We start from the raw sequence: 25,117 nt of genomic DNA, 5'->3' as shown, positions 1-25,117 counted from the left end.
AACAGAAGTCGTTCGATTTGCACCACTTGTAATGCATACCTGCCTTATGGATGAGCAAACGAATAGGAACGTTCTGGTGGTGTATTGAGGATCTGATGTATGCGCGGTAAATCGTCGGTTGATAGCCTGTTTTTGACTCGCACCGGTTTCGTTGAGTTTTTTGTCGTTTTCGTAAAACTGATCCATGGGCTGACCGCAATCTCGCCGGCGATCATCCTGTTGTTCTACCCGGACCCTGTCGCAGAACACATGCGCACTCACTACCTGGGCCTGCTGGCGTTCTTTGCGATCCTGACCATTATCTTGTTCCAGGCCCTGGGGGTTTACTCCGATGACCTGTTCAGCAATCGCCTGCGTTTTCGCGTGATGCTGGTGGCCTGGGTCTCGGCGTTTTGCATCCTGTTGTTCATGTACCAGATCCTGCTCCTGTTCCCGCAGTTGAGCCCACGCAACCTGATGTTCTGGTTTTCCGCGAGCCTGCTGCTGTTTGGCGTGGAGCGCATACTGATGCTGCGCCTGTACCGCCATTTGATGGACAACGGCAAATTCCTCCAGCGCACCGTGATCCTGGGCTTTACCGACACGGCCGTGCATGTGGCTGAACACCTGTCGCGCAACAGTGACATCCGCTCCGGCCTGATCGGTTTTATCGACGACCGTACCGAGCGCATTCCCAAGGAGTTGAGCCGCCTGCCGTTGCTGGGCAATACCCGCGACCTGGAAAAGCTGATCCGATCCGAACAGGTCAACCAGGTGATGATCACCCTGCCCTGGGCCGCCGAGCAGCGCATCAATGGGCTGATCAAGCGCCTGCGGCAGATGTCGGTGAACGTCATGCTGGTGCCGGACATGGCCGCCCTGCGCTACGGCCATAACCGAATCACCGATGTGGGCGGCATCCTGATGTTCAACACCTCGCAGTTGCCGCTGCGAGGCTGGTCGCCCTTTATCAAGCGTTGCGAAGACCTGCTGCTGGCCAGCATCGGCCTGCTGCTGCTGTCGCCGGTGATGCTGGTGACCGCCATCGCGATCAGACTCGATTCCAAGGGCCCGGTGCTGTTTCGCCAGAAGCGCTATGGATACAACGACAACCTGATTCGCGTGTTCAAGTTCCGCTCGATGTACGTCGAGCAGACCGACCTCAACGCCGAGCACCAGACCACGCGCCAGGACCCGCGCATCACTCGGGTCGGCAGGATCATCCGCAAGACCAGCATTGATGAGCTGCCCCAACTGTTCAACGTGCTGCTGGGCAATATGTCGATGGTCGGCCCGCGCCCCCACGCCACGGCCACCAAGGCCGCCGGGATTCCTTTCGAGGAAGCGGTCAGCGAATACAGCTCGCGCCATCGGGTCAAGCCGGGCATCACCGGTTGGGCGCAGATCAATGGTTACCGCGGCGAGACCGATACGCTGTTCAAGATTCAAAAACGGGTCGAATACGACCTGGAATACATCGCCAAATGGTCCGTGTGGCTGGACCTCTACATCGTTTTCATGACGGTCCCGGCCGTTCTTTCCACCAAGGAAGTCTATTGATGAACCCACTTAACGGATTGATTCCCTGCATCATCTCCGGTGGTTCGGGTACGCGGCTGTGGCCGGTTTCGCGGCAGAACATGCCCAAGCCCTTCATGCGCATGCGCGACGACCAGAGCCTGTTGCAGAAGACCTTCCTGCGGGCCAGTCACTTGCCGGGCGTCGACAGCATCCTGACCGTGACCAACCGCGACCTGCTGTTTCGCACCCTGGACGACTACCGCGCGGTGAACACCCAGCGCCTGGGCCTCGACCTGCTGCTGGAGCCGTTTGGCCGCAACACCGCCGCCGCCATCGCCGTGGCCGCCTTGCATGTGCAGGAGCATTTTGGCGCAGATGCGCAGTTGCTGGTGATGCCGGCCGATCACCTGGTGCTGGATGAAAGCGCCTTTGCCCAGGCGGTGGAAAAAGCCCGCGCATTGGCCGAGGCCGGTTACCTGGTGACCTTTGGCATCCAGCCTGACCGAGCAGAAACCGGCTTTGGCTATATCGAACAAGGGCCGGCCCTGGGCGCGGGCTTCAGGGTGCAGCGCTTTGTCGAAAAGCCCGACCTGGCCACCGCCCAAGGCTACCTGGACGGCGGCAAGCACCTGTGGAATGCCGGCATGTTCTGCTTCAAGGCCGCCACCCTGCTGGAAGAATTGGCCAGCCACGCACCGGCAGTTTTAGAGGCGGCCAAGGCTGCGCTGGAGCACAGCCAGAGCCTGCAAAACAGCAGCAGTCGCCAGCGCGAGCTGAGCCCGGAAGGTTTCGGCACCGCGCCGGATATCTCCATCGATGTAGCGCTGATGGAAAAATCCGCCCAAGTCGCGGTCGTGCCCTGCGACATTGGCTGGAGCGATATCGGCTCCTGGGAAGCCCTGCGCCAACTCACGCCCAGTGACGACAATGGCAACCAGATCAACGGCGAGGCGATCCTGCACGACGTGCATAACTGCTACATCGACTCGCCCAAGCGGGTACTCGGTGCGGTGGGCGTGCGTGACCTGATCATCGTCGACACCCCCGACGCCCTGCTGATCGCCGACGCGCATCGCAGCCAGGACGTGCGGCATATCGTTGCCGAACTCAAGCGCCAGAATCACCCGGCGTTCAGCCTGCATCGCACCGTCACCCGGCCGTGGGGCACTTACACGGTGCTGGAGGAAAGCACGCGGTTCAAAATCAAGCGCATCGTGGTCAAGCCCAAAGGTTCGCTGTCCCTGCAAATGCACCATCACCGCAGCGAACATTGGGTGGTGGTCAGCGGCGCGGCAATGATCACCAATGGCGAGCGCGAAATCCTGCTCAACATGAACGAGTCCACCTACATTCCCGCCGGGCACAAGCACCGCCTGACCAACCCCGGCATCATCGACCTGGTGATGATCGAGGTGCAGAGCGGTGAGTACCTGGGTGAAGACGACATCGTGCGCTATGACGACATCTACGGCCGCGCGCCGGTTGAAGTGAAGCCCTGATGCGTACGTCATTGATCATCCCCACCCGCAACGCGGCCAGCCACCTGGACCGCCTGTTGCCAGCGCTGCGCATGCAGACGTTGCAGCCGGATGAAATGCTGGTGGTCGACAGCGCATCGAGCGATGACACCGTGGCGCGCTTTCGTGAATTCGGCGCGCGCGTGGAGGTGATTGACGCCCGTGATTTCAACCACGGCGGTACCCGGCGCTGGGCCAGCGAGCAGGTGGGCGGCGACGCTTTGATCGTGATGACCCAGGACGCGATCCCCGCCACCGCCGAGACCTTCGCCAACCTGATCAACGAGCTGCAACTGGACCCGCTCAACGGTGTGGCCTACGGCCGGCAACTCCCGCACCCCGGTGCCGGCGTGCTCGGCGCGCAGTCGCGGCATTTCAATTACCCGGCGGCCAGCCGCACCAAGCGCCTGGACGATGCAGCGCAACTGGGCATCAAGACCTGCTTCAGCTCCGACTCGTTTTCGGTGTACCGACGCAGCGCCCTGAGCGCGGTGGGCGGTTTCCCCCAGGATGTGATTGGCAGTGAAGACGCCTATGTGGCCGCGCGCATGCTGCTGGCCGGTTACCAGGTGCGCTATGCCGCGAGTGCGCAGGTTTATCACTCCCATGATTACCGCTTGCTGGAAGAGTTTCGCCGCTACTTCGATATCGGTGTGTTCTACGGCCGCGAGCCGTGGATTCGCCAGGCGTTTGGCGACGCCGGCGGCGAAGGCAAACGTTATGTGCTGGCCGAACTGCACGCATTGCGCGAGGCCAACGCGCTGTACCGCGCCCCCGAAGTGGTGGTGCGCAGTGCCTTTAAATTGCTGGGCTATCGCCTCGGCCACCTTGAACGCCACCTGCCCAACGCGCTTAAACGGCGCCTGGGCATGTTTTCCACCTACTGGACTTGAGCCGTCATGAAGACTATCAACCGACGTTTCCGTCTTACCCTGCTCGGCCTCTTGAGTGCCTCAATCTGGCTGGCTGGTTGTTCGACCCCCGCGCGGGTGCCGCTTCCTGACAACAATACGCTCAAGGCCGGCCATCAAGCGGCGCTGACCCTGGCCGACCTGCCGCCCCCGCAGGTGCTGATCCAGAGCGGCGACTCGCTGCGTATCGTGCGTGATGCCCAGGAGCCGGCGGCGGCCGATGACATGACGATATTCGTGGTGCGCCCTGACGGCGTGATCTCGGTGCCCAACATTGGCCGGGTCAAAGCGGCCTTGCGCACGCCCGAAGACCTGGGCAAGGAAATCACCGAGAAGTACAAGCGCATCTACCGCGAACCTGCGGTGACGGTGAACATCGCCAGCGCACCGAGCAACAAGGTGTTTATCGGCGGCGCGGTGCCCAACCCGGCGTTTTTCGACTTGGCCGGCAACGTCAGCGTCGAGCAGGCGCTGCTCAGTTCCGGCGGTGTATTGCCCTCGGCGGACGCCTCCAACGTGGCCTTGATGCGCACCGGCCCCGATGGCAAGTACAGGACGTACTTCATCAGCCTGGAAAGCATGTTGACCAACCCCAATCACCCGCGGGTGGCGTTGCAGCGCGGCGATTTGATCTTTGTGCCGCAGTCGGGCATCGGCGCGACGGTGGAGGCTGTGGATATGTACTTCACCAAGCTGTTTCCGGTTAGCAAAGGGGTTGGGTTGGGCTTGAATTATCAGCTCAATGGCAACAAGTCCGGCGATACCTATATCAGCGCTCCACAATGATTATCACGCAGGCTTTGTATCACTTGAGCACGCCGATTTTATTCGACGAACAACATCTATCCAACGGAGTGATCCTGTGATCGAAATCCGCTCTCTTCGCGACCTGCTGCGGCTGTTTTTCATCTACCGCCGCGAATTCAAACTGGCCGTGCTCACCACGATCGTCATCGCCGTGCTCGGTGCCTTCCTGCTGCCGGCTCGCTACGAGTCGGACGCGCGCTTGCTGGTCAAGCCAGGGCGGGACAACACCACCTTGCCGATCGAGGCCGCCAACCGCCAGACACTGATTGCCCCGAGCACCCAGCACGACCCGATTGTCGACGAAGAAAAAATGCTCACGGGCCGGCCCATCGTGCATATCGTTGCCGAACGCTATATGGCGATGACCGCCGAGCCGCCGCAAGGCTTCTGGAAGGTCACCAAGTTCTACATCAAAAAGGGCGTTGGCGAAGTCATCAATGGCATTCGTAGCGTGCTGCAGTTCGTCGGCCTTGCCGAGAAACAAAGCCCGCTGGAACGCCTGGCGACCTCACTGGAGAAGAACTTTACCGCCGGCCACGAGCCGGGTTCTTCGGTGATCGAGATTTCCTTCACCTGGGACGACCCGGCGGTGGCGCAAAAAATCGTCGAGACATGGGTCAACGCCTACCTTGAAGAACGCGCGCGGATTCTCGGGCGCAAGAGCCTGCACACCTTCTATGAAACCGAACGCGCCAAGGTGGCGGAGAATATCCAGAGCCTGAAGGACCAGTTGCAAGGCCGCTTGAAGCAGATCGACTCGATCAGTGTCGATGCGCGCCTGAAGAACCTGACCAACCAGATCGACCGCGTCACCGACGCCAAGGTCAGCGCCCAGAACCAGATCTCGGGGATTCGCAGCCTGCTGGCCAACGCCAGCCAGCAGATCAAGAGCCAGCCGGCAGACGTGGTCACGATGCGCGAAACCAGCCTCAACCCCACCCAGCTAGACCTCAAGCGCCAGCTCAATGCGCTGCAAGTGGAGCGGGCTCGGCTGTTGCGCACTTACCTGCCGGGTACCCCGCAGGTCAATCAGATCGAGCAGAACATCCGCGACATGGAAGCCCTCAGCGCCCAGGAAGCCACCCGCCTGGAACGCTCGCAGAACACCGCGCCCAACAGCCTGGTGATCAACGTCAAACAGCAAATGATCGACGCCCAATTGCAAGAGCGCAAACTGGCCGGGGAAATCGAGAACTACGACAAGACCCTTGCCGAACTGCGCACCCAGCGTGACCAGGCGATGACCGATGAACCGCAACTCAACACCCTGAGCCAACAACTGCGCACCGCCGAAAAAAGCTACGCCTTGTACTCGGACAATCTTGAACAGGCGCGAATCGACCATGAACTGGACAACAGCCAGATCAGCAACATCGCCCTGATCGAACACGCCACCCTCAACCCGGCACGTGTGTTTCCCAAGAGCCTGTTGATGCTGTTGTTCGCCATTCCCGCCGGCGTGGCCGTGGGCTTGCTGACCATCTATGTGCTGTACCTGCTGGACCAGCGCATCCACGATGGCACCCGCTTGCAGGAGATGTTCCACGTGCCGCTGTGGAGCAGCATTCCCGATGTGCAAGACGCAACGCCGGCAGCCGTCACCGCCAGCCTTTATCGCTTGTACAGCCTGCTGCCCCTGGATCGCATTGCCACCCAAGGTTTTGCCCTGGGCCTGACCTCGGCGCGCCATGGCGAGGGTGTGACCTTTATCGCCGAGCAACTCAAGCGTCTGCTGGAGGAACGTGGTCACCGCGTCTCGGTCGATGGGGCGAACGCACCAACGCCGGGTGAAGTGTTGCTGCTGGACGCCTCGGCGCTGTCCTCCAACCCGCAGGCGTTCCTGACGCTGCGCCGCGCCGACCAGATTGTGTTGGTGATCGAAGCCCGCACCAGCACCGTACCAACTATTGAAAATGCCGTGTCGTTGCTGACCACCGCGTTCGGCAAAGTCGACGGCATGATCCTCAACCGCCGCCGCTTCGAAGTGCCGGCCAAGGTGCTGGCGCGACTCAATAGCTGGCGTGGGGCGGCCTGATGCGTATCGCATTGCTGGCGCCGCTGCCACCGGAGCAGACCGGGATCGCCGATTACGCCGCGCATTTGCGCAACGCGTTGATCGAACAAGGCCTGGAGGTGGTGACCCCGCTCGCCGGCTGCCTGGAGCTGCCTGAACAGTTGAAGCGCCTGCAGGCCTTTGACTGGCGCAGCGTGGACCTGGTGCATGCTGAACTGGGGGGTGGACGCTTCGGTGAGTTCCAGGCGCTAGAGTACCTGCGCCGGGCGCAACCGCACCTGCCGTTGACCGCCACGGTGCATGACCCGGAGCGCCTGATCTGGCGCCGGGCCAAGCTGTTTTTCCCTTTGACCCTGCTTGAACGCCTGCCCCATCCGCTGCCCCAAGCGGCGGCGCTGCTGGCCGACCCGTTGACCTTGCACGAAGAGCGGCGCCTGGCCAAAGGCATGCGCCGCCTGATCACCCTCACTCGCCTGGGCGGCGACTGCCTGCGCCAGCGCATGGGCCTGCGCCCGCAACAGATGGCGGTGATTGCCCATGGCAACCTGCCCATCGCGCCCCAGGCGTTGCCGCCACTGGCGCCGTTGCGCCTGCTGTATTTCGGCTTTATCTACCGCGGCAAGGGCATTGAGGACCTGCTCCAGGCCCTGGCCCAATCACTGGCCGCCCACCCGCAATGCCGAGGCCAGGTACGCCTGACCCTGGCCGGTGGCACCGCGCCGGAAATGACCTTTGACCCCGCCGGCAACTACCTCGACGGCCTACGCGAGCAGATCAGCGCCCTGCATCTTGAAGATGTGGTGGACTGGCAACTGGACCTGCCCTCGGCGCAGATCCCTTCTACGATCCAGGCGCACCATGTGATGGTGCTGCCCTATCGCGAATCGAAAAAACTCAGCTTCCTGGGGCAGATGCGTGGCACCAGTGGCGCGCTGTCGTGGGCCAATGCCTGCGGACGCGGGGTGATCACCTCCAACGCCCGCGCCTTTGCCGAAGAGGTGGCCGGCGGTAATGGCATCACCTATCAGCAGGGCGATACAGCGTCCTTGAGCAACGCCTTGAGCCGCTTGATTCTCGACCCGCAACAGGCACAGCAATGGGCCGCACGGGCGGGAGAAATCGGCCATCAACGCCAGTGGGCCAACACGGCCCAGCGGTTTGCTGAATTATTTCGGGATGCTTGTGAGGAGCCGTTGCGATGAATCTGTCATCCGTTCGCCCACTGTGGCGCTACTTGCCGCTGGCGCTGTCAATCGCCGTCGGTAGCGCCCTGCTGTTGAGTGAAAAAGTCGATGCACAACCGGTGAACCTGGCCCCGGAGCGCAGCGTGGTCTGGAAGGATTTTCTCGGCGTGAACGCGCACTTTCTGTGGTTCACGCCCGAGCAGTACAACAAGCAGATCAAGCAATATAAAAAGCTTGGATTGCAATGGGTGCGGGTCGACCTGCATTGGGATCGCCTGGAACCCAAGGAAGACGATTATCAGCTCGGCACCTTCGATGAACTGGACCGCACCCTGACCGCTGAAAAACTGCGCTCGGTGTTTTACCTGGTGGGCTCGGCGCCCTTTATCACCACCGCCCCCAAGGGGGCGCAGTTCCAGGATCAGTACCGACCACGGGATCCGGAAGTGTATGCGCTGCGCCTGGCACTTCTGGCCAAACGCTACCCCACTATTGATGCCTGGCAGGTGTGGAACGAGCAGAACCTGCCGAACAACTGGCGCCCCAAAGTCGACGCCAAGGAGTACGGGCAATTGTTATTGGCCAGTCACCAGGCCCTGAACCTTGCCGCGCCCGGCAAACTGCAGGTCATGGGCGGCATGGCGTACTACAGCCAGATGCCGCCGCGTGGCAAAACCCTGATGTTTGAAGCACTCGGCGCGCTGGGGGTGCAAAGCCTGGGCATGGTCGCGGCTTATCACCCTTATTCGATGACTCCGGAAACCGATGAGCCGGGCAAGAACGAAGTGCTACTGCGCGGCGATCAACTCAATTCAATGCTGCACGGTGCCGGGATCAAGCAGGTCTGGGCCACTGAATGGGGCTGGTCCAGCTATGCCGGCCCCAAGGAGATGCAGGACCTGATCGGTATCGACGGGCAGGCCGACTACACCTTGCGCCGCCTGGCGTTGATGGCGTCCCAGGACTACCAGAAGATCTTCCTGTTCGCGTTGTCCGACCTCGACCAACGCGCCTCGCCACGCGATCAGCATTACGGCCTGTTGAACCTTGATGGCGAACCCAAGCCGGTGTACACCGCCCTCGCCCGCTTCCTGGAGATCACCGGCCCCACGCTTAAACCCGGCAACACGCCGCAGTTGCAGGATGTACCGGACAGCTTCTACAGCGTGGCCTGGACCCGCCCTGACGGTAAAAACCTGCTGATGTATTGGAGTGCCAAAGGCAGCAGCATCAGCCTGCCCGGCATCAAAAACGCGGAACTGCTGGACCCGCTGACCGGCGCCCGGCAAACCCTGAGCGACGACAACGGTATTCGCCCAGCGGTGAAGCCAAGTTTGCAGATACTGGTGTGGTAGCCCCGGGCATGGAGAGCTGTACATGAGAATCCTCTGGATTGTGCCCTACCTGCCGTGGCCGACCACCAGCGGCGGCAAGACGCGGCAGTACCATTTGCTGCGCACCTTGAGTGAGCGCGGGCATCGCATCACGCTGCTGGCGCAATCGAAGACGCCGGCCGATGACGCGGCGCATGCGGCCTTGGAGCCGTTGCTTGAACGCCTGATCGTGGTTCCACGTCGGCCGCTGAAACATCCGCTGACCCTGCTCGGCGGCCTGTTCGCGCCCTGGCCGCTGTTGACCACGGTCAACGGCCTGTCGGCGCCGTTGCAGGGCAAGTTTGCGCAACTGTTGAATGAGCGCTGGGACGTGATTCAGGTAGAACACAGCTACAGCCTGCAGCCGTTTCTACGCACATTGCAGCAGCAACGGCGCGAGTTTGTGCTGACCGAGCACAACCTGGAATCGAGCCTTGGCGGCGCCACTTATGACCGCTTCCCCAAGTGGGCCGCACCGTTTGTGCAGTACGACCAGTGGCGCTGCCGGCAATGGGAACGCAAGGCGTTCGATGCCGCCGCTCATGTGGTCGCCGTGACCGAGGCGGACGCCCAGGCCATGCGGCCGCTGTCGACGACGCCGGTGAGCGTGGTGGTCAATGGGGTCGACAGCCGCGCCTTCGCCGAGGTCAACGCCGATGCGCAGAGCCAGCGCCTGTTGTTTGTCGGCAACTACGAGTACGCACCGAACCTGGACGCTGTGCAGTGGCTGCTTGAAGAGATCTTCCCCAGGGTCTGGTTGCAGTGCCCGAACGCCCGCCTGGCGGTGGTCGGCTATGGCTTACCCGAACACTGGCGCGAGCGTTGGCCCGATGAACGTATCGAGTGGCTGGGGTTTGTTCCCGACCTGTGCGCCTTGCAACGCCGCTGCGCCGGTTTTGTCGCCCCGTTGCGCCATGGCGGCGGCTCCAAGCTCAAGGTATTGGAAGCGATGGCCGCCGGCTTGCCGCTGGTGAGCACGGCCCAGGGTGTTTCCGGGTTGGCGGTACAGCCGCAGGTGCATTACCTGGCCGGCGAAAACGCCGAGGCCCTGGCCGACGCCGTTGTGCGCCTGCTGGATGAACCGGCGCTGGCCGGGCGACTGGCCGATGCCGCACGCGACTATGCGCGGCAATACCACGACTGGGCGGTGGCTGCGAATGAACTGGAGCACCTCTACCGCAGCTTGCTCACCGCCAAGGAGTCTCAGCCATGCGCGTAGCCCTGGACTATCGCCCCGCCACGGTTGCGCCGTCTTCGGGCATCGCCCGCCAGGTCGTGGCCCTGGAAGACGCCCTGCGCGCGCGGGGCAACACCGAGGTGGTGCTGTTCACTGAGGCGCCCCTGGAGCATCCGCAACGTCAGACTGCCGTTTGCCCGGCCTGGGCCAGCCCGCTGGACGGCCTGCAACGCCCACAGGTGCGCCTGCGGTTCGAGCGCGGCTTCTTGCCCAAGGCGCTGCACGAGCAGCAGATCGACCTGTACATCGCCACGGCCAATATGGGCTTGCCGCTGTGTCGCAAACCCGCCGGCACCCGCTATGTGCTGGTGCTGCATGACCTGTTTCAGCTCACCCACCGCAACTTCCATCGCTCCAAACTCAAGGCCCTGGCCTACCGCCTGATCGACGGGGCTTCGATTGCCTGGTCGGTATGGCAGGCTGATCGGGTGTGGTGCCCTTCGCAGTTTTCCTGCAATGAAGCCGCGCGCCTGTTCCCCTGGGCCCGGGCCAAGTTCCGCGTGCTGAACAACCTTGTGCCCGAATTGAATGCAGCGCCCGAGCCGCTGCCAACCCACCTGCCGAAACGCTACTGGCTGGTGGTGGGCACGCGGGAGCCACGCAAGAACATGGAATTCTTCCTGCGCCAATGGCAGGCCTGCCGTGCGCTGAACCCTGATGTGCCGGATTTGGTTCTGGTGGGCCACGCCAGCGATGTACCGGCGGCACTGGGTGACCTGCCGGGCCTGCATTGGTGCAGCGGTTTATCGGACGGCCAACTCCAAGCGCTCTACCGTCATGCCGCGTGCCTGTGGCAGCCGTCCTATGCCGAAGGCTTTGGCTTGCCGGTGGTGGAAGCCTTGAGTGTCGGCACGCCGGTAGCAGTGGCACGCGGCAGCGCCCTGGATGAAATCGCGCCGCCCAACGCCCCGCGCTTCGCCCCCCATGACGCCGAGCAACTGCACAAGGTCATGCAACAACTGGCCGGCGCCGAGGCCACGCAAGACGGCGAAACACACCGCGCCTGGGCCCGGCAATTTGCCGAACCGGCTTATCGCGCGCGCCTGGACACTTTGCTCAAGGAATTGGATCGCTAATGCTGCCAGGAAAATTCGTCAGTCTGCTGCTGGGCCTGGTGTTCGGCGGGTTGCTGTTGGCCCTGTCGCCGATCAAGGTCATGTTGGTGGTGGCCGGTGTGGCCGTGGCCTTGACCCTGATCCGCTTTCCCCTGTGGGGCTTGCTGATTTTCGCGGTACTGGCCACCAGTATTCCCTACACCACCTTGCAACTGGGCATCCGCACCACCGTCAGCGAGGCGGTGCTGGGGCTGACCTGGGTCGGGGTGTTCTGGCAAGCGTTCATCGGCAAGACCCGTGGTTTCATGCTGTGGCGGCCGACCGAGCGGGCGCTGATGTGGCTGATGCTGTTCAGCACCATTCCGTTTATCTGGGGCATGCTGATCATCCATGCCGAAGGCAACGGGCCGGTGAACTGGGTGCGCTGGCTGATGAACCTGTCGATGTTGTTTATCGTGCCGCTGCTGCTGCGCACCGACGCCGACCGCGACAAGGTGGTGGTCGCCTTGTTGCTGGGTAACCTGGCGATGCTGTTGCTGTCGATCTTCATGTTCCTGAAGACGCGCAATGCGATGTCGATGATCGATATTCTCACCGACCTCAAATACGCCCACCCGGAAGCGGTGAAGGACATTTTCTCCGCCAACTACACGCGCATGGCCTCGCCCTGGGTGCACCCCAACCTGACCGGGGGCGTGCTGGTGCTGTTTATTCCGCTGGCACTGTTTTATGGCTGGACCCGCAGCGGCTGGCGCCGGGCCCTGGGCCTGGCGGTGGCGGTGCTGGGGTGTGCCGGCCTGCTGCTGAGTATTTCCCGTGGCGCCATCGTGGCCCTGGCGCTGGTGTTGATCTGGCTGGCCTACAAACGCGTGCCGAACAGCGGGCGCATCATCGGTATCGGGGCGGCGTTCGCCGTTGCGCTGGTGATGTTCTATCCGCCGTTGCAGGACCGCTTGATGACCATCTTCTCGACCACCAACGCCAGTACCGAAATCCGCTTTGACGAGTACGCCAGGTTCCCCACCGCCATGGCGACCTTCCCCCTGGGGATCGGCTTCAAGATCGACCCGCCCGTGCCCGGTTCCAATCTGTTGGGGATCTCCAACCTGTGGCTGAACTTCATCTACAAGGTGGGCCTACCCGGGATGCTGCTATTTATCACCGTCACCCTGTTGTGGTGGCGCGAAGTGCGGCCCCTGGGCCAGGTGCGCAAAGTCACCGCCGACAATGCGCTGTGGCTGGGGTGCATCTGCGGCGTGCTGGCGGCGCTGCTGACGGGGATTTTCGACCACTATTTCAGCTTCACCTTTGTACTGATCGCGCTGTTCTGGCTGTTGATGGGCATGAGCCTGCAACAGGTGCGCCTGCGCCCCTCCATTACCGCCCCTGTTGCTGCTATTGCGCCAAAGGATAACCAACCATGAAGCACCGGATGATTCACTCCACCGACTTGCGCGACCGCCTCCCCACGCTGGCCGCTGAAATGGGCGTGAGCCTGCCGGACCTGGAAGAGGCGCTGGACTGGTGCCTGGCCAACGACGTGGTATTTGAAGAAGGCGAAGGCGACAACAAGCGCTTCTGGATCAGCTCCATCGACCTGGAAACCGCGATTGAGCAACCGGTGGCGCGCCGCCTGTTCCGACGGATGAAACAGGATCTGCCGGCCCAGCTACTGCCGCGTTACGGCAAAAACTGGGCAACCGTCAAAGACCGGTGGCGCAGTGTCTGGGACATGGCCTACAACATCTTGATCAACAAGATCCCCAGCCACCATGTGCGCATCGCCTGGCTGCGCCTGGGTGGCGCGAAGATCGGCAAGGGCTCCAGCTTGTGGCGTAACACCGAAGTGCTGGGCATGCACAATCTGGTGGTCGGCGACGATTCGGTAATCGGTTGGCATTGCCAGGTAGACGCTCGCGCCGGGCTGGTGATCGGCAACCATGTGGCGATTGCCTCCCACGTTTTGCTCATCGCCGGCAGCCATGATCTGCAAGCGCCGGAGTTCTGGTCGATTTCCGGGCCGACTTACATCGACGACTACGTCTGGATCGGCAGCCGTGCGTTGATCGGCTTCGGCACGCACCTGGGCTATGGTTCGGTGATAAGCGCCAATACCGTGGTGGCCAAAGCCGTGGCGCCCTACAAAATCATTGGCGGCAGCGGCGCCAAAATCATGGGCGAACGCTGCCATGATCTGAACTACAAGGTGGGTGGCAAAGGCCTGTTCACCCTGTTCCACTGATGTTCGGCAGCACGCTCTGGCTGACCCTGGCGACGCTCGCCGGGCTGGTGGCCGGTTTTGCCCGCGAATGGCTGCTGGTGGCAGCCTGGGGCGCGGGCAGTCGCAGCGACGGGTTTCTGGTGGCGGTGTTTTTGCCCGAAGCATTGCGCATGACCCTGGCCGCCGGCTTGCTCGCAGCGGCTGCCCTGCCCCTCTATCAGCAACGCGACCCACAGCGCCAGCAAGCCTGGCTGGCCAGCCTGTCCCCTCGCTTGCTGGGCGTGGGCCTGGCCCTGTTTGCCCTACTGGCGCTGGGCGCGCCGCTGTGGGTGCGCCTGATCGGCCCCGGCCTGGACGCCGCGGCCCATGCCCAAGCCGCCGCCAACCTGCGCTGGCTGGCGGCCTGTGCGCCAGGCCTGGTGATGCATGGGTTGTTCAGCATTCCCTTGCAGGCACGCCAACGTTTTGTCCTGCCGGGCCTGGGCTCTTTACTGTTCAATCTGCCACCGGTGCTGTACCTGTTTATCCGTGGCAGCTCCAGCGACAGCGCCGAACTGGCAATGTGCTTTTTTGCGGGTAGTGTGTTGATGTGCCTGCCGTTACTGGCGCCGGTCTGGTCCTTCGGCTGGCGGCCGTGGCAGGTCAGCGGCGACCCGCTGGCAGGCCGCGAATTGCTGGGGCGCATCGGCCCGTTGTTGGCCAGCAACGTGGCCAGCCAGGGCCTGGCACTACTGGAGCGCTTGATCGCCAGTTTCCTGGGAGACGGCGCTGTGACGTGGGTCAACCTCGCGCGCAAGCTGATCAACCTGCCACTGATTGCCTTGATGAGCCTTAACCAAGTGCTGCTGGGCATGATGAGCGGCGAGCAAGGCCAACAGCGCCTGGCCCTGCTGCGCCGCGGCCTGGATGCAGCGACCCTGCTGAGCCTGCCTGCGGCCTTCGGCCTGATTGGCGCCAGCCCCACACTGATTCATCTGCTGATGCCCGCCCAGAGCGCCGACGGCCCACTGCCGGCGCTGCTGGCCTGGTTCGCCACGCCCCTGGTATTTGGCGCCTGGAACGCCATGCTCGCCCGCTATGCCTATGCCAGCGGCGACACGCGCCTGCCGCTCAACTGCGAACTGCTGGGCAGCCTGGTCAACGCCGCCTTGTTGGTGGTGCTGCCCTATTGTTTCGGCCTGCCGGGGATCGCCTTGGCGGCGTTGGGTGGCGTGGTGGTGACCAACCTGTTGCTGATGCACCGCCAGCAACTGCTCGGCCAACTGGGCTGGCCGTTGCAGTGGGGCTTGAGCGGGGTGCTGTTGGGTGTGGCGGCGCTGGCCCTGCACCCCTTGCACAACGATGGGTGGCAGTTGGGGTTGAGCAGCCTGGCCGGCGCGCTGGTGTTGCTGGGGCTTGGGCTTTGGCTCAAGCCATGGAAGGCCTGAGGCCGGTTCCCACCCAAACGGTGGGATGAGACCGGTTCAATCCTCCAATGGTTTGGGGGCTTTGCTGCCGGGCTTGGCGGGTTTGGTGCCCTTGGCCGGAGCCGCTGGCGCGGCTGGAACAGGCTCCGGCTCCGCAGGTGCGGCAAGCTCCTTTTCCGCCTGAGGCATCTGATCGATGGCGCTGAAAAATTCCTTCAGGTCGAGGCTGTCCGGGGGTACGGTTTTTTCGAGTTTCTTCTCGCCGTCCTTGCCGATCAGGATCACCTTGGTACCGCTGCCGACGCCGAGTTTGAGGGCGCGGATCAGCGCGTTGGTTTCTGGCGGCGTGAGCTTTTTACTGTCCTTTGGGTCCTTGGCGAACTTCTCCCCTTCGGCGCCGATACTGCCGAACTTGACGGTGTAGAACACCATGCTGCGCTCTTCGAAGGACTGCTTGGTGGCAGCCTCTTCCAGTTGTTTCTTCAGCGTTGCCAGTGTCGGGTTTCCAGCATCAAGCTCTACGACCACCAGGGGGCGCGTCTTGCCCAACTCCTGCTTGAGCGGATTATCATCAGCGGCCAACAACGGCCCCGTAAAAGCCATCAAGGTAGCCAGGGTCAGCGACCGGATGAGCATGCGCACCTCCTTTGAACTCCATGCAGGGTTCTTGAGTTTCATGTCTGCGACAGCCAAATTCAAGGATGATTCCTACACTTCTTTGAGAAGCGTAGGTCAGGAAGCCCGCTACGCAAGGGCTTGGACAGTGGCCTGGTCATTGTTTCTTCCGGTTACGAGACTTTCCACTGCGGCCAATGCCGGGCAAAAACGGGGGCCACGACAGGGTCGGCGTCTACCTGCTCCAGGCTCTGCGCAAAGCCCGGCGCCAGATTGCCGAGCACCTCGCGCGCGTCATCCCAACGCGACACCGCCGCCGCCATGATGCCCAGTGCATTCGGCGTGTTGCTCGGGGTAAACAGCTGACCGGCAAACTGATCGGCAAACACGACCCAAGCCTGGTGCAGGTAGCGCCGTGTGCCGCTGACCAGTTGCGCTTGCTGCGCCTCATCAGCATTGCCCAACCAGCGTTGCGGGTAGTCGATGATGCCGATCGCCGAATAGCAGTTGGCGGCGATATACAGCAAGCCGCGCAGGATCTGCGTACGATCGCCGGCCAGCAACTCGGCCTTGGGATACTCCAGGCCCAGGTGGATCAGGATCGCGGCGCTTTCGGTCAGTACCTGGCCATTTGGAGTAACCAGAGTGGGGATCTGCTTGAGTGGATTGATACGTGCAAGGGCGTCACTGCCCTCGCCGTCCTGCCAGGAACTGGCCTCCACGCGATGCCACGGCACTGCGCAGCGTTGCAGGGCAATTTCGATCATGCAGGAGCCGGATTCGTCGGTGCCATAAAGGGTGTACATGGGCGTTTCCTCCTGAGCCAAGGGCAATAGTGAGCCTGTGGTCGATTAGCTAGAATAGTCCCATTTGCCCGCCCACCAACGTACCGAAATCATCATTCACGAACGGCAGGATCGCATCGGCCACGGGCTGCAATTGGCGCGTGACGTAGTGGTCGTAGTCGATGGGCGCCTGGCGCACTTCCAGCGGTTGCGGGCCGTTGACGCTGATCACGTAGCTGATCCAGCCACCGCGCTGGTACTGGCGCGGGCGACCCAGACGGTCGTTGTACTCGTCGGCCAGGCGCGCGGCGCGTACATGGGGCGGGACGTTGCGTTCGTAGTCGTGCAAGGGCCGGCGCAGGCGTTTGCGGTAGATCAGCAACTCATCGAATTCGCCGCTCAAGGTACGCCGCACGTAGTCGCGTATGTAGTCCTGATGGGGTTGGCGATGGAAGATGCGTTGGTAGAGTTCCTGCTGGAATTGCCGGGCCAGGGGCGACCAGTCGCTGCGCACGGTTTCCAGGCCCTTGTAGACCATTTCTTCACTGCCATCTTCGCGTACGACCAGGCCGGCATAGCGCTTTTTGCTGCCCTCCTCGGCGCCACGAATGGTCGGCATCAGGAAGCGACTGAAGTGGGTTTCGTATTGCAGCTCCAGAGCGCTTTGCAGGCCATATTCGTTGCTCAGGTGCGCGCGCCACCAGTCGTTGACGTGCTGCACCAGCGCCAGGCCGATGCGATTGGCGTCCTGCGCAGAATGCGCGCTGCCCAGCCAGACGAAGGTGGAGTCGGTGTCGCCGTAAATCACCTCGTACCCTTGGGCCTCTACCAGCGCGCGGGTCTGGCGCATGATCTGGTGCCCCCGCAGGGTGATCGAGGACGCCAGCCGCGTGTCGAAGAACCGACAGCCGCTGGAGCCGAGCACACCGTAAAAGGCGTTCATGATGATCTTCAGTGCCTGGGAGAGCGGCGCATTGCGCTCGCGCTTGGCCTCTTCGCGGCCTTCGGACACGCGGGTGACGATGGATGGCAGGCAATGCCGGGTACGGGAGAAGCGCGCCCCGCGAAAGCCTTCCACCGAGTCGCTGTCGTCGGGATGCTTGAGGCCTTCGATCAAGCCCACCGGGTCGATGAGGAAACTGCGGATGATCGACGGGTAAAGACTTTTGTAGTCCAGCACCAGCACCGATTCATAGAGGCCCGGGCGCGAGTCCATGACAAACCCGCCGGGGCTGGCTTGGGGCGGTTTGTCGCCCAGGTTCGGCGCCACAAAACCCTGGCGATGCATCAACGGCATGTACAGGTGGGTGAAAGCGGCCACGGAGCCGCCGTTACGGTCGGCCGGCAAGCCGGTGACGCTGGCGCGTTCGAGCAGGAACTTGAGCAGCTCGGTCTTCTCGAAAATCCGTGTGACCAGTTCACAGTCCTTGAGGTTGTAGCGCGCCAGGGCGGGCTTGTCCTCGGCGAACATGCGGTTGATTTCATCCATGCGCTGGTACGGCGTGGAGATGTCCTTGCCTTCGCCAAGCAGGGTTTGCGCGACGTTTTCCAGGCTGAAGGATTCAAAACTCCAAGTGGCCGAACGCAGGGCTTCGATACCGTCGATGATCAGCCTTCCCGCCGCTGCCGCAAAGTAGTGATTGCGGCTACCGTGTTCGCGCCAGGCCATGGCTTCACCGCCACGTCCCAGCAACAGCGGCACGTTCAGGCGCTGGGCGTGTTCGTGGAGGACGCGCAGGTCGAACTGCACCACGTTCCAGCCGATGATCGCGTCGGGGTCAAACGTGGCCAGCCATTGGTTGAGGCGTTCGAGCAGTTGAGCGCGGGTGTCGCAATAGTCGAGTTTGAAATCCACGGCGTCGGTTTTGTTCGGCGGGCCGAGCATGTACACCTGGCGCTCGCCGCAGCCTTCGAGGGCGATGGAGTAGAGATCGCCCTGGGCGGTGGTCTCGATATCCAGGGACACCAGCTTCAAGGGCGGACGGTAGTCGGGGGCCGGCTTCATCTGCGCGTCAAGCAAGGTGCCGCTCGCATCCGGCGTGCCGCCGAACCACACAGGGGCGGTGATAAAGCGCTCCATCATGTAGCGCTCCGGCGGGCGCACGTCACCTTCGTAGACATCGACCCCGGCAGCGCGCAGGCGCTTTTCGATGTCCATCAACTGGCGGTGCTGGCGGGCGTACAGGCCCAGGACCGGGCGGTGATGAAAGTCGCACAACTGCAACGGGCGCAACTCAAGATCGCGCTCGCCCTTGAGCAACCAATCGAGCGGCTTGCGATGAGCCTCCGGGATGAACACCACCGAGGTTTGCACGGGTAGGCGAATGCACCGTGGCCCTTGGTCGGTGGCCAGCCAGAAGCTGACCTCCGTGCCCGCCGGGGTATCGCGCCAATGCCGGGTCAGGACAAAACCCTGCTGTAAATCCACCGTACCGCACCTCAAGAATCGCATTCAGGGCGTGATTCTACTCGGCATCCGGGCCAAGGCGGCGGGTAAACGCACACCTGGCGCGCAATATCATAAAAAGGATGTCATCGCTTTTTAGGATAAGAATGCGCTGGCAATATCAAATGGCTATATAGGAAGATAGCGCGATTCAAGAAAAGGATTTCGCGCATGTCGTTCGTCCCCCGCCGTCTGGCCCTGACTATTTCGTTGATTGTTTCCGGCGCCTCGCTTTCTCCTGCCGGCCATGCTCAAGTATTAATCGATACGCCGACCAATACGCCGCTCACCGTGGGCAGTGGCTATTTTTACGACCCCAGTTTGCGGGTGACCAAGACCGGCAGCATCACCACCCAGACGACCGCCGTCAGCGTTCGCCAAAACCTGCCTGATTGGCAACGCAATGTCTTCATTCAAAATGACGGCTCGATCAGTGCCGATAAATTAGACGCTATTAGCCTGGGCGCTGCGACCGATGTGCGCATCGAAAACACCGGGGTGATCTCGGGCGGCAGGCATGCGCTCTCGGGCGAACAATTCAATGTGCTGAGCAACCGGGGCACGCTTATCGGACGTAACGGCGCTGGGGTTTCGATAACAGGCGACGGCACGGTGTACAACTACGGCGCGATCACCGGCGGACGAGACGGTCGCCTGGAAAACGTCGACGGCGATGGACTACGCATAGCGGGCATTGCGCACATCGACAACCCGGGCATTATCCAGGCGTTTGGCGCCAGTGGAGTGGATAAGAATGGCCGAGCCAACACCAGCGATGGCGCATCCATCGGCGGCGGCTACCTGTTCAATGGCGGCACGTTTGACCCCTCTACAGGCGTTCCACGTACCGGTTCAATCACAGGCGCCAACAATGGCCTCTTAGTAAGTGATGGCCATGATGGGCCGGCGACCGGCGCAACGGAGCTGAGAAATTTCGTCGACCTGCGTGGGCTTGATGGCTATGGCGCGCGCTTTATCGGTAATTTCGACGACCGGGTATTCAACGGTGCCCTGATCAGCGGGGGTAATGGTGTAGCCCTGGACATGGGGGGCGGCAACGACACCTTGACACTGTACCCTGGCGCGCGCTTTGAGGGCATAGTCGACGGCGGTTCGGGGCATAACACCATGGTTCTGGAGGGCTACCAATATTATCCTTCAGATACGCGTGAACCCGACGGGACGGTCGAGGCGACGCGCAATTTTGACGTGCTACAAGTGCGTCGCGGCTACTGGGTACTCAATGGTCGCAGCGATTTCAGCGAAGGCGCGCGCCTCTTTGCCAATGGTCACTTGAACAACCAGGGCAGCATCGCTGGCGACGTGATCGTCGACCAAGGCGCGACTTACCGGGGCCGAGGCTCAGTCAACAATCTTACCGTCAGCGGAAGGTTGATCACGGATACCGTTGTCGGCGCGCCTCAGGTCAACGGCAACCTGATCATGAACCCAGGCTCTACATTCGAGTTCGCTACTTATCCCGACGGCAGTGCAGCGACAACCCATGTGGTCGGCAATGCCAGCCTCAACGGTGCCTATTTGTGGCCGCAGCCGGGTTACTCGATGGAGTATCCCTGGCATAGCACGTATACCGTCCTGCAAGCAGGCAGCATTACGGGTACCTTCGATGAATCCAACCTGCGCAGCTACTACGCGTTCCTGTCGCCAACACTCAGCTACGACAATAACCGGGTGAACCTGAGCTACACGCGCAACGATGTCGAGTTCATCGATTACGCCCGTACCCGTAACGCCGCCCGCGCAGTCAACAGCATCGAGTCCATCACGTGGAGCCACTGGAGCAACTGGGATGGCAGTTTCCCCCCGCCCTCCATGGTGCGAAACCCCAACCCGCTCTACGACGCGCTGCTGGCCACCTCGGAGACCACGGCCAGCGCCGCGCTCGAGGCCCTGGCAGGCAGCAGCAACGCCAACCTCGCCAGTGCCACACTGGCGGCCAGCAGCCAAGTGGGCACGTCCATGCTGTCGGCCATGCGCCAGATGAGCAGCAGTTCAAGCTTGCTGGTCGGGCTTGAGTCGGCGCAAACACCTGAGCTGGCCGTAACTGGCATCCCCAGCAGTGCGCGCAACTTGAATGATCCAAACGCACGAGGCCGCGTGTGGCTGCAAGGTATCGGCAGCTACGGCAAGCTCGATGGCCAGCACGGCAATGAGTCTTCACAGCAACGCACACAAGGCAGCCTGCTGGGTATTGACTGGTCCTTGTCGCCGCTCTGGCGCCTGGGTGTACTGGGCGGCTATTCGAAGACCGATATGGACAGCCACAACGTTGATAATTCATTACGCAGCTGGCACGCGGGGGCATATGCCGTACGCCAGGATGGCCCATTGGCGTTGCGCCTGGGGGCTGCGTACAGCCAACACAGGGGTAACAACAAGCGCACAGTAGAGTTCGCAGGTTTCAGCGAGCGACCCAAGGGTGATTACGACGCCGATAGCCAGCAAGCCTTTGCCGAACTGGGTTACATGCTGGGTAACGGCCGATTGAATATCGAGCCCTTCGCCAACCTCGGCTATCAGCGCTATCACCGCGACAACTACCGCGAGAAAGGCGGTGATGCTTCACTCAAGGTGGATGCACAAACCCAGGACAATGTCAGCAGTACCTTCGGGGTACGCCTGGCACATCTGAGCCAACTGGACAATGGCATCAGCCTGACCCCCCAGGCCAGCTTCGGCTGGCGGCACCTCTATGGCAATGTCGACAGCAAGACTCGGCAGGCTTTTTTGATTGGCGGCGACGCTTTCAATATTGAAGGCAGCGCACTGGACCGCGACAGCTTGATGGTTGAAGTGGGGTTGGCGGTGGGTTTGTCTGCGCAGCAGAACCTGAGTGTCGGTTACAACGGCGAGCTGGGCAGCAATAGCCGCAATCATGCGGTGGTCGGCCAGTGGCAGATGAGTTTCTAAAGCAATCGATGCACGCTGGCGTGAAGCCGGGCATCCACCATGATGCCCGTTCGGGTCAGGCTCGGCTCAGGTAGTTTTCGATATTGCCCATTTGTTCGTCCCAGCCACGGGAGTTCATCTTGAAAGCTTTCTGACGCCGCGCTTCGGGGACCTGGTCAAAACCGGACTCGACTACCCGCAAGAGGATGCCTGGAGCGCGATCTTCAATCGTGAACTCCACCAGCGTCGGTGTTTCCTTGTCGTAGTCGACGCCCTCTTCCACTGCGAAAGGATGCCACCAGAAAGAAAACAGCGTTTGTGGCAGGATGCGTTCGATCCTGGCCTTCCACACGACATGTTCGTAGCCTTTGTAGGTAATTGGCGCTTCGATGGTTTCTCCGGCCACAAAGGTTTTACCGTTAAGCGCGATACCGAACCACTGACCAAATTGCTCAGCCTGTGTGAGTGCCTCCCAAACCTGTTTACGCGATGCATTGAGCAGGACTTTGCGTTCGATGCGATCTAATACGTGCATAAGTCACCTCCTTCATTGAACAGTAGGCGACATCAACCAATGCGCAACCTTGCGTTGTGCGCGATGATGATGACCCCTCCTTGCCTGGCCATAGGTTATGACTGACCCACTGAATGGAAGTTGCTTGTGCAAAGGTGTGCGCTACCAAGTGGACAGCCTGGACATGCCCATCAGCCACTGCCACTGCGAAAGCTGCCGCAAGGCACACGCGGCCGCGTTTGTCGCCACGGCTGGGGTGATGCGTGAGCATTTTCGCTGGACGCAGGGTGAGGAACTACTGTCGTCCTTTGAGTCTTCGCCGGGTAAATTCAGGCATTTCTGTTCGCGTTGCGGCGCGCATCTGATCGCTGAACGTGGGCATCAACCCCATGTGATTGTGCGGGTGGCGACGCTGGATGATGATCCGGGCGTCAGGCCCACCTCGCATATCTGGACGGCCCATGAAGTGCCCTGGCTGGCCTATGACGGCGTAGCGCGCTGGGACGAATGGAAGGTCTGAGTCAAACCCGTGGATCACCCGCAGCCTTGGCCGGCGCCGCATATTGCGGCTTGAGGTGGCCTTCTTGGTCGAGCAGCCAGGCATCCATGATCTGGCGCACCACAGGCCCGGCTACACGGCCGCCGGCCTCACCGTTTTCGATCATGACTGAAATTACGATTTTCGGATGTTCGGCCGGCGCGAAGCCGACGAACAAGGCGTTATCACGATGCCGCTCCAAGGTCTTGTTGCGGTTGTAGCGCTCACCCTGCTTGATTGCCACCACCTGGGCGGTACCACTCTTGCCGGCGATACGGTATTGGGCGCCTTGCGCTGCCGCCCGGGCGATACCGCGGGGATCGTGCATCACCAACTGCATGCCGTGGTTGACCTGCTCCCAGTCACGCGGGTCCTTGAGCACCACGTTGGGCATCGGGTGTTCATCTACCGGAGCCACACCGTTGATGGTCTTGGCCAGGTGCGGTCGGTTCCATACACCTTTGTTGGCGATCAATGCAGTGGCCTGGGCCAATTGCAGTGGCGTCACCTGCATATAGCCCTGGCCAATGCCGAGGATCACGGTTTCGCCTGGGAACCACGGCTGGCGACGGGTCGCACGCTTCCAGGCTTGGGATGGCATCAGGCCGGCAGATTCTTCGAACATATCCAGGGACACTTTCTGGCCCAGGCCGAACTCAGCCAGATAGTCGTGCAGGCGATCAATTCCGAGTTTATGGGCCAGGTCATAGAAGTAAGTGTCGTTGGAACGCATGATGGCCGCGTCCATGTCCACCCAGCCGTCACCGCTGTGGTTCCAGTTGCGGTATTTGTGGTCAAAGTCTGGCAACTGATAGTAACCCGGGTCGAACACTCGGGTTTGTGGGGTAACGACACCACTGTCGAGACCGGCAATGGCCACTTCCGGCTTGATGGTTGAACCTGGCGCATAGAGCCCGCGTAGCACGCGGTTGAACAGCGGCCGGTCAATGGAGTCATGCAGCGCGGCGTACTCCTTGAAGCTGATGCCGGTGACGAACAGGTTCGGATCGAAACTCGGTTTACTGACCATGGCCAGTACTTCACCGGTTTGCGGGTCCAGGGCGACTACCGAACCACGACGGTCGCCCAAGGCCTCTTCGGCGGCTTCCTGTAGCTTGACGTCGAGGCTCAGGACGATGTTTTTGCCAGGAATCGGATCGGTGTGCTTGAGCACGCGCAGCACACGGCCCTGTGCGTTGGTCTCCACCTCTTCATAACCGACATGGCCATGCAGTTCTGACTCGTAAAAGCGCTCGATTCCGGTTTTGCCGATGGATTGGGTACCGCGGTACTCCACCGAATCAAGGGTCTTGGATTCTTTTTCGTTGATGCGACCGACGTAGCCGATAGAGTGGGCAAAGTGCGCGCCCAGAGGGTAATGGCGAACGAATTGTGGCTCGACGTCCACCCCAGGTAGGCGGAACTCGTTGACGGCCAAAACGGCGATCTGCTCTTCGGTCAACTCGTAGAACAACGTGACGGGAACAAACGGGTGACGGGCCTGCTTGAGCGCCTTATCAAACACTGCACGGTCTTCGGCAGGCAGGTGCAATAGATTGACGATCTCGTCCAGCTCAGCCTTGAGGTCGGCGGTGCGCTCACGGGTGATGGTCAGGTTATAACTAGGGCGGTTGTCGGCCAGGACTACGCCATTACGGTCATAGATCAAGCCGCGAGTCGGTGTGATGGGTAGTACGTGCACCCGGTTGTTTTCGGAAATTGTGGAGTGGTAGTCGTACTGCACCACCTGCAGGAAATACATGCGCCCTACCAGCGCACATGTGATCCCAATCACCAGCAACGCGCAGGCGAGCAAGCGTTTGTTGACCAGGCGGTTTTCTTTTTCGTGATCTTTGATTGGTATCGGTTCAGGCATTTCTACAGCATCTCGTTGGAAAAGGTCGACGCCGCATCCTGCGGATAAGGATCAATCCTTGTGAAAATGTGCTGCACCATAGCAAAAATGCAGAAACACTTTGTATCGAATTCCCTCAACGGCAGCTTATTTAATGTTGCCAGAAGCGCTGGAATTTTCGAGCGCCCAAAACAAAACCCCAACTGCTTTCGCAATTGGGGTTTCGGAA

20 protein-coding genes are annotated in these 25,117 nt (G+C 61.4%); 14 read left to right on the top strand and 6 right to left on the bottom strand.

Going from position 1 to position 25,117, the window contains the following annotated elements; translation table 11 throughout:
* The first annotated feature begins 99 nt into the window (after positions 1-99).
* From QK296_RS24255 to QK296_RS24200, 12 genes are all read left to right on the top strand, one after another.
* Positions 100-1,539 (top strand): undecaprenyl-phosphate glucose phosphotransferase, encoded by a 1,440-nt coding sequence (locus QK296_RS24255; RefSeq protein WP_282391493.1) that lies wholly within the window; start codon positions 100-102, stop codon positions 1,537-1,539.
* Positions 1,539-2,999 (top strand): mannose-1-phosphate guanylyltransferase/mannose-6-phosphate isomerase, encoded by a 1,461-nt coding sequence (locus tag QK296_RS24250; protein WP_034135246.1) that lies wholly within the window; start codon positions 1,539-1,541, stop codon positions 2,997-2,999. The genes QK296_RS24255 and QK296_RS24250 overlap by 1 nt, the downstream gene beginning before the upstream one ends.
* Complete coding sequence (locus tag QK296_RS24245; protein ID WP_003190212.1) at positions 2,999-3,910, top strand: glycosyltransferase; 912 nt, start codon at positions 2,999-3,001, stop codon at positions 3,908-3,910. Before QK296_RS24250 ends, QK296_RS24245 begins: the two co-directional genes overlap by 1 nt.
* Before the next feature lie 6 nt (positions 3,911-3,916).
* Positions 3,917-4,714 (top strand): polysaccharide biosynthesis/export family protein, encoded by a 798-nt coding sequence (locus QK296_RS24240; RefSeq protein ID WP_169855128.1) that lies wholly within the window; start codon positions 3,917-3,919, stop codon positions 4,712-4,714.
* A gap of 76 nt (positions 4,715-4,790) precedes the next feature.
* Entirely contained in the window at positions 4,791-6,770 is a 1,980-nt protein-coding gene (locus QK296_RS24235; RefSeq protein ID WP_003190210.1) for an exopolysaccharide transport family protein, read from the top strand.
* Positions 6,770-7,951, top strand: a complete 1,182-nt coding sequence (locus QK296_RS24230; RefSeq protein WP_282391487.1) for a glycosyltransferase — start codon at positions 6,770-6,772, stop codon at positions 7,949-7,951. Before QK296_RS24235 ends, QK296_RS24230 begins: the two co-directional genes overlap by 1 nt.
* Positions 7,948-9,288 carry a beta-xylosidase gene (locus QK296_RS24225; RefSeq protein ID WP_282391485.1) on the top strand — a complete coding sequence of 447 codons (1,341 nt, stop codon included), beginning with the start codon at positions 7,948-7,950 and terminating at the stop codon, positions 9,286-9,288. Before QK296_RS24230 ends, QK296_RS24225 begins: the two co-directional genes overlap by 4 nt.
* A gap of 22 nt (positions 9,289-9,310) precedes the next feature.
* Positions 9,311-10,525, top strand: coding sequence for a glycosyltransferase family 4 protein (locus tag QK296_RS24220; RefSeq protein ID WP_282391484.1), 1,215 nt, complete (start codon positions 9,311-9,313; stop codon positions 10,523-10,525).
* The gene (locus QK296_RS24215; protein WP_003190203.1) at positions 10,516-11,619 is read left to right on the top strand and encodes a glycosyltransferase family 1 protein; all 1,104 of its coding nucleotides are present in this window, start codon (positions 10,516-10,518) and stop codon (positions 11,617-11,619) included. The genes QK296_RS24220 and QK296_RS24215 overlap by 10 nt, the downstream gene beginning before the upstream one ends.
* Entirely contained in the window at positions 11,619-13,022 is a 1,404-nt protein-coding gene (locus QK296_RS24210; RefSeq protein ID WP_003190202.1) for an O-antigen ligase family protein, read from the top strand. The genes QK296_RS24215 and QK296_RS24210 overlap by 1 nt, the downstream gene beginning before the upstream one ends.
* Positions 13,019-13,840 (top strand): acyltransferase, encoded by an 822-nt coding sequence (locus QK296_RS24205; protein ID WP_003190200.1) that lies wholly within the window; start codon positions 13,019-13,021, stop codon positions 13,838-13,840. The genes QK296_RS24210 and QK296_RS24205 overlap by 4 nt, the downstream gene beginning before the upstream one ends.
* The gene (locus tag QK296_RS24200) at positions 13,840-15,246 is read left to right on the top strand and encodes a lipid II flippase MurJ (protein ID WP_003190199.1); all 1,407 of its coding nucleotides are present in this window, start codon (positions 13,840-13,842) and stop codon (positions 15,244-15,246) included. Before QK296_RS24205 ends, QK296_RS24200 begins: the two co-directional genes overlap by 1 nt.
* A gap of 36 nt (positions 15,247-15,282) precedes the next feature.
* On the opposite strand, the gene QK296_RS24195 is transcribed toward QK296_RS24200, so the two are convergent.
* The 3 genes from QK296_RS24195 to QK296_RS24185 all read right to left on the bottom strand — a co-directional run bounded on the left by QK296_RS24195 (position 15,283) and on the right by QK296_RS24185 (position 19,053).
* Positions 15,283-15,861, bottom strand: a complete 579-nt coding sequence (locus QK296_RS24195; RefSeq protein WP_003190197.1) for a DUF4174 domain-containing protein — start codon at positions 15,859-15,861, stop codon at positions 15,283-15,285.
* A gap of 152 nt (positions 15,862-16,013) precedes the next feature.
* Complete coding sequence (locus tag QK296_RS24190) at positions 16,014-16,646, bottom strand: glutathione S-transferase (RefSeq protein ID WP_003190195.1); 633 nt, start codon at positions 16,644-16,646, stop codon at positions 16,014-16,016.
* 49 nt (positions 16,647-16,695) lie between these two features.
* A complete protein-coding gene (locus tag QK296_RS24185) occupies positions 16,696-19,053 on the bottom strand; it encodes a DNA polymerase II (protein ID WP_282391481.1) in 2,358 nt (785 codons plus the stop codon).
* A 189-nt stretch (positions 19,054-19,242) separates the two neighbouring features.
* On the opposite strand from QK296_RS24185, the gene QK296_RS24180 reads away from it, so the two are divergent.
* Positions 19,243-22,002: an autotransporter outer membrane beta-barrel domain-containing protein gene (locus QK296_RS24180; RefSeq protein ID WP_057712027.1), complete on the top strand. Its 2,760-nt coding sequence runs from the start codon at positions 19,243-19,245 to the stop codon at positions 22,000-22,002.
* A gap of 55 nt (positions 22,003-22,057) precedes the next feature.
* Here QK296_RS24180 and QK296_RS24175 read toward each other — a convergent pair whose 3' ends face one another.
* Entirely contained in the window at positions 22,058-22,516 is a 459-nt protein-coding gene (locus QK296_RS24175) for an SRPBCC family protein (protein WP_057712028.1), read from the bottom strand.
* A gap of 97 nt (positions 22,517-22,613) precedes the next feature.
* On the opposite strand from QK296_RS24175, the gene QK296_RS24170 reads away from it, so the two are divergent.
* Positions 22,614-23,015: a GFA family protein gene (locus tag QK296_RS24170; protein WP_003190187.1), complete on the top strand. Its 402-nt coding sequence runs from the start codon at positions 22,614-22,616 to the stop codon at positions 23,013-23,015.
* Between the two features lies 1 nt (position 23,016).
* Here the strand turns inward: QK296_RS24170 and mrdA are convergent, their stop codons facing one another.
* Both mrdA and QK296_RS24160 read right to left on the bottom strand, forming a co-directional pair.
* Entirely contained in the window at positions 23,017-24,909 is a 1,893-nt protein-coding gene (gene mrdA / locus QK296_RS24165) for a penicillin-binding protein 2 (protein ID WP_034135234.1), read from the bottom strand.
* A 2-nt stretch (positions 24,910-24,911) separates the two neighbouring features.
* Positions 24,912-25,117 (bottom strand): hypothetical protein (locus tag QK296_RS24160; protein ID WP_282391477.1); only part of this gene is annotated, 206 nt, incomplete at its 5' end.

This window comes from Pseudomonas sp. AL10 (assembly GCF_029960685.1).
Lineage (GTDB): Bacteria > Pseudomonadota > Gammaproteobacteria > Pseudomonadales > Pseudomonadaceae > Aquipseudomonas > Aquipseudomonas lactis.
Note: the sequence above shows the minus strand (reverse complement) of the source record. Positions and strands in the feature narration are given on the sequence as shown.

Bases quoted from the DNA above. Each gene is read 5' to 3' on its own strand.
- QK296_RS24215 (WP_003190203.1), top strand. From the start codon at position 10,516: ATGCGCGTAGCCCTGGACTATCGCCCCGCCACGGTTGCGCCGTCTTCG.
- QK296_RS24195 (WP_003190197.1), bottom strand. From the start codon at position 15,861: ATGCTCATCCGGTCGCTGACCCTGGCTACCTTGATGGCTTTTACGGGG.
- QK296_RS24180 (WP_057712027.1), top strand. From the start codon at position 19,243: ATGTCGTTCGTCCCCCGCCGTCTGGCCCTGACTATTTCGTTGATTGTT.
- QK296_RS24255 (WP_282391493.1), top strand. From the start codon at position 100: ATGCGCGGTAAATCGTCGGTTGATAGCCTGTTTTTGACTCGCACCGGT.
- mrdA (WP_034135234.1), bottom strand. From the start codon at position 24,909: ATGCCTGAACCGATACCAATCAAAGATCACGAAAAAGAAAACCGCCTG.
- QK296_RS24170 (WP_003190187.1), top strand. From the start codon at position 22,614: ATGACTGACCCACTGAATGGAAGTTGCTTGTGCAAAGGTGTGCGCTAC.
- QK296_RS24225 (WP_282391485.1), top strand. From the start codon at position 7,948: ATGAATCTGTCATCCGTTCGCCCACTGTGGCGCTACTTGCCGCTGGCG.
- QK296_RS24220 (WP_282391484.1), top strand. From the start codon at position 9,311: ATGAGAATCCTCTGGATTGTGCCCTACCTGCCGTGGCCGACCACCAGC.
- QK296_RS24175 (WP_057712028.1), bottom strand. From the start codon at position 22,516: ATGCACGTATTAGATCGCATCGAACGCAAAGTCCTGCTCAATGCATCG.
- QK296_RS24240 (WP_169855128.1), top strand. From the start codon at position 3,917: ATGAAGACTATCAACCGACGTTTCCGTCTTACCCTGCTCGGCCTCTTG.
- QK296_RS24205 (WP_003190200.1), top strand. From the start codon at position 13,019: ATGAAGCACCGGATGATTCACTCCACCGACTTGCGCGACCGCCTCCCC.
- QK296_RS24245 (WP_003190212.1), top strand. From the start codon at position 2,999: ATGCGTACGTCATTGATCATCCCCACCCGCAACGCGGCCAGCCACCTG.
- QK296_RS24250 (WP_034135246.1), top strand. From the start codon at position 1,539: ATGAACCCACTTAACGGATTGATTCCCTGCATCATCTCCGGTGGTTCG.
- QK296_RS24210 (WP_003190202.1), top strand. From the start codon at position 11,619: ATGCTGCCAGGAAAATTCGTCAGTCTGCTGCTGGGCCTGGTGTTCGGC.
- QK296_RS24200 (WP_003190199.1), top strand. From the start codon at position 13,840: ATGTTCGGCAGCACGCTCTGGCTGACCCTGGCGACGCTCGCCGGGCTG.
- QK296_RS24230 (WP_282391487.1), top strand. From the start codon at position 6,770: ATGCGTATCGCATTGCTGGCGCCGCTGCCACCGGAGCAGACCGGGATC.
- QK296_RS24190 (WP_003190195.1), bottom strand. From the start codon at position 16,646: ATGTACACCCTTTATGGCACCGACGAATCCGGCTCCTGCATGATCGAA.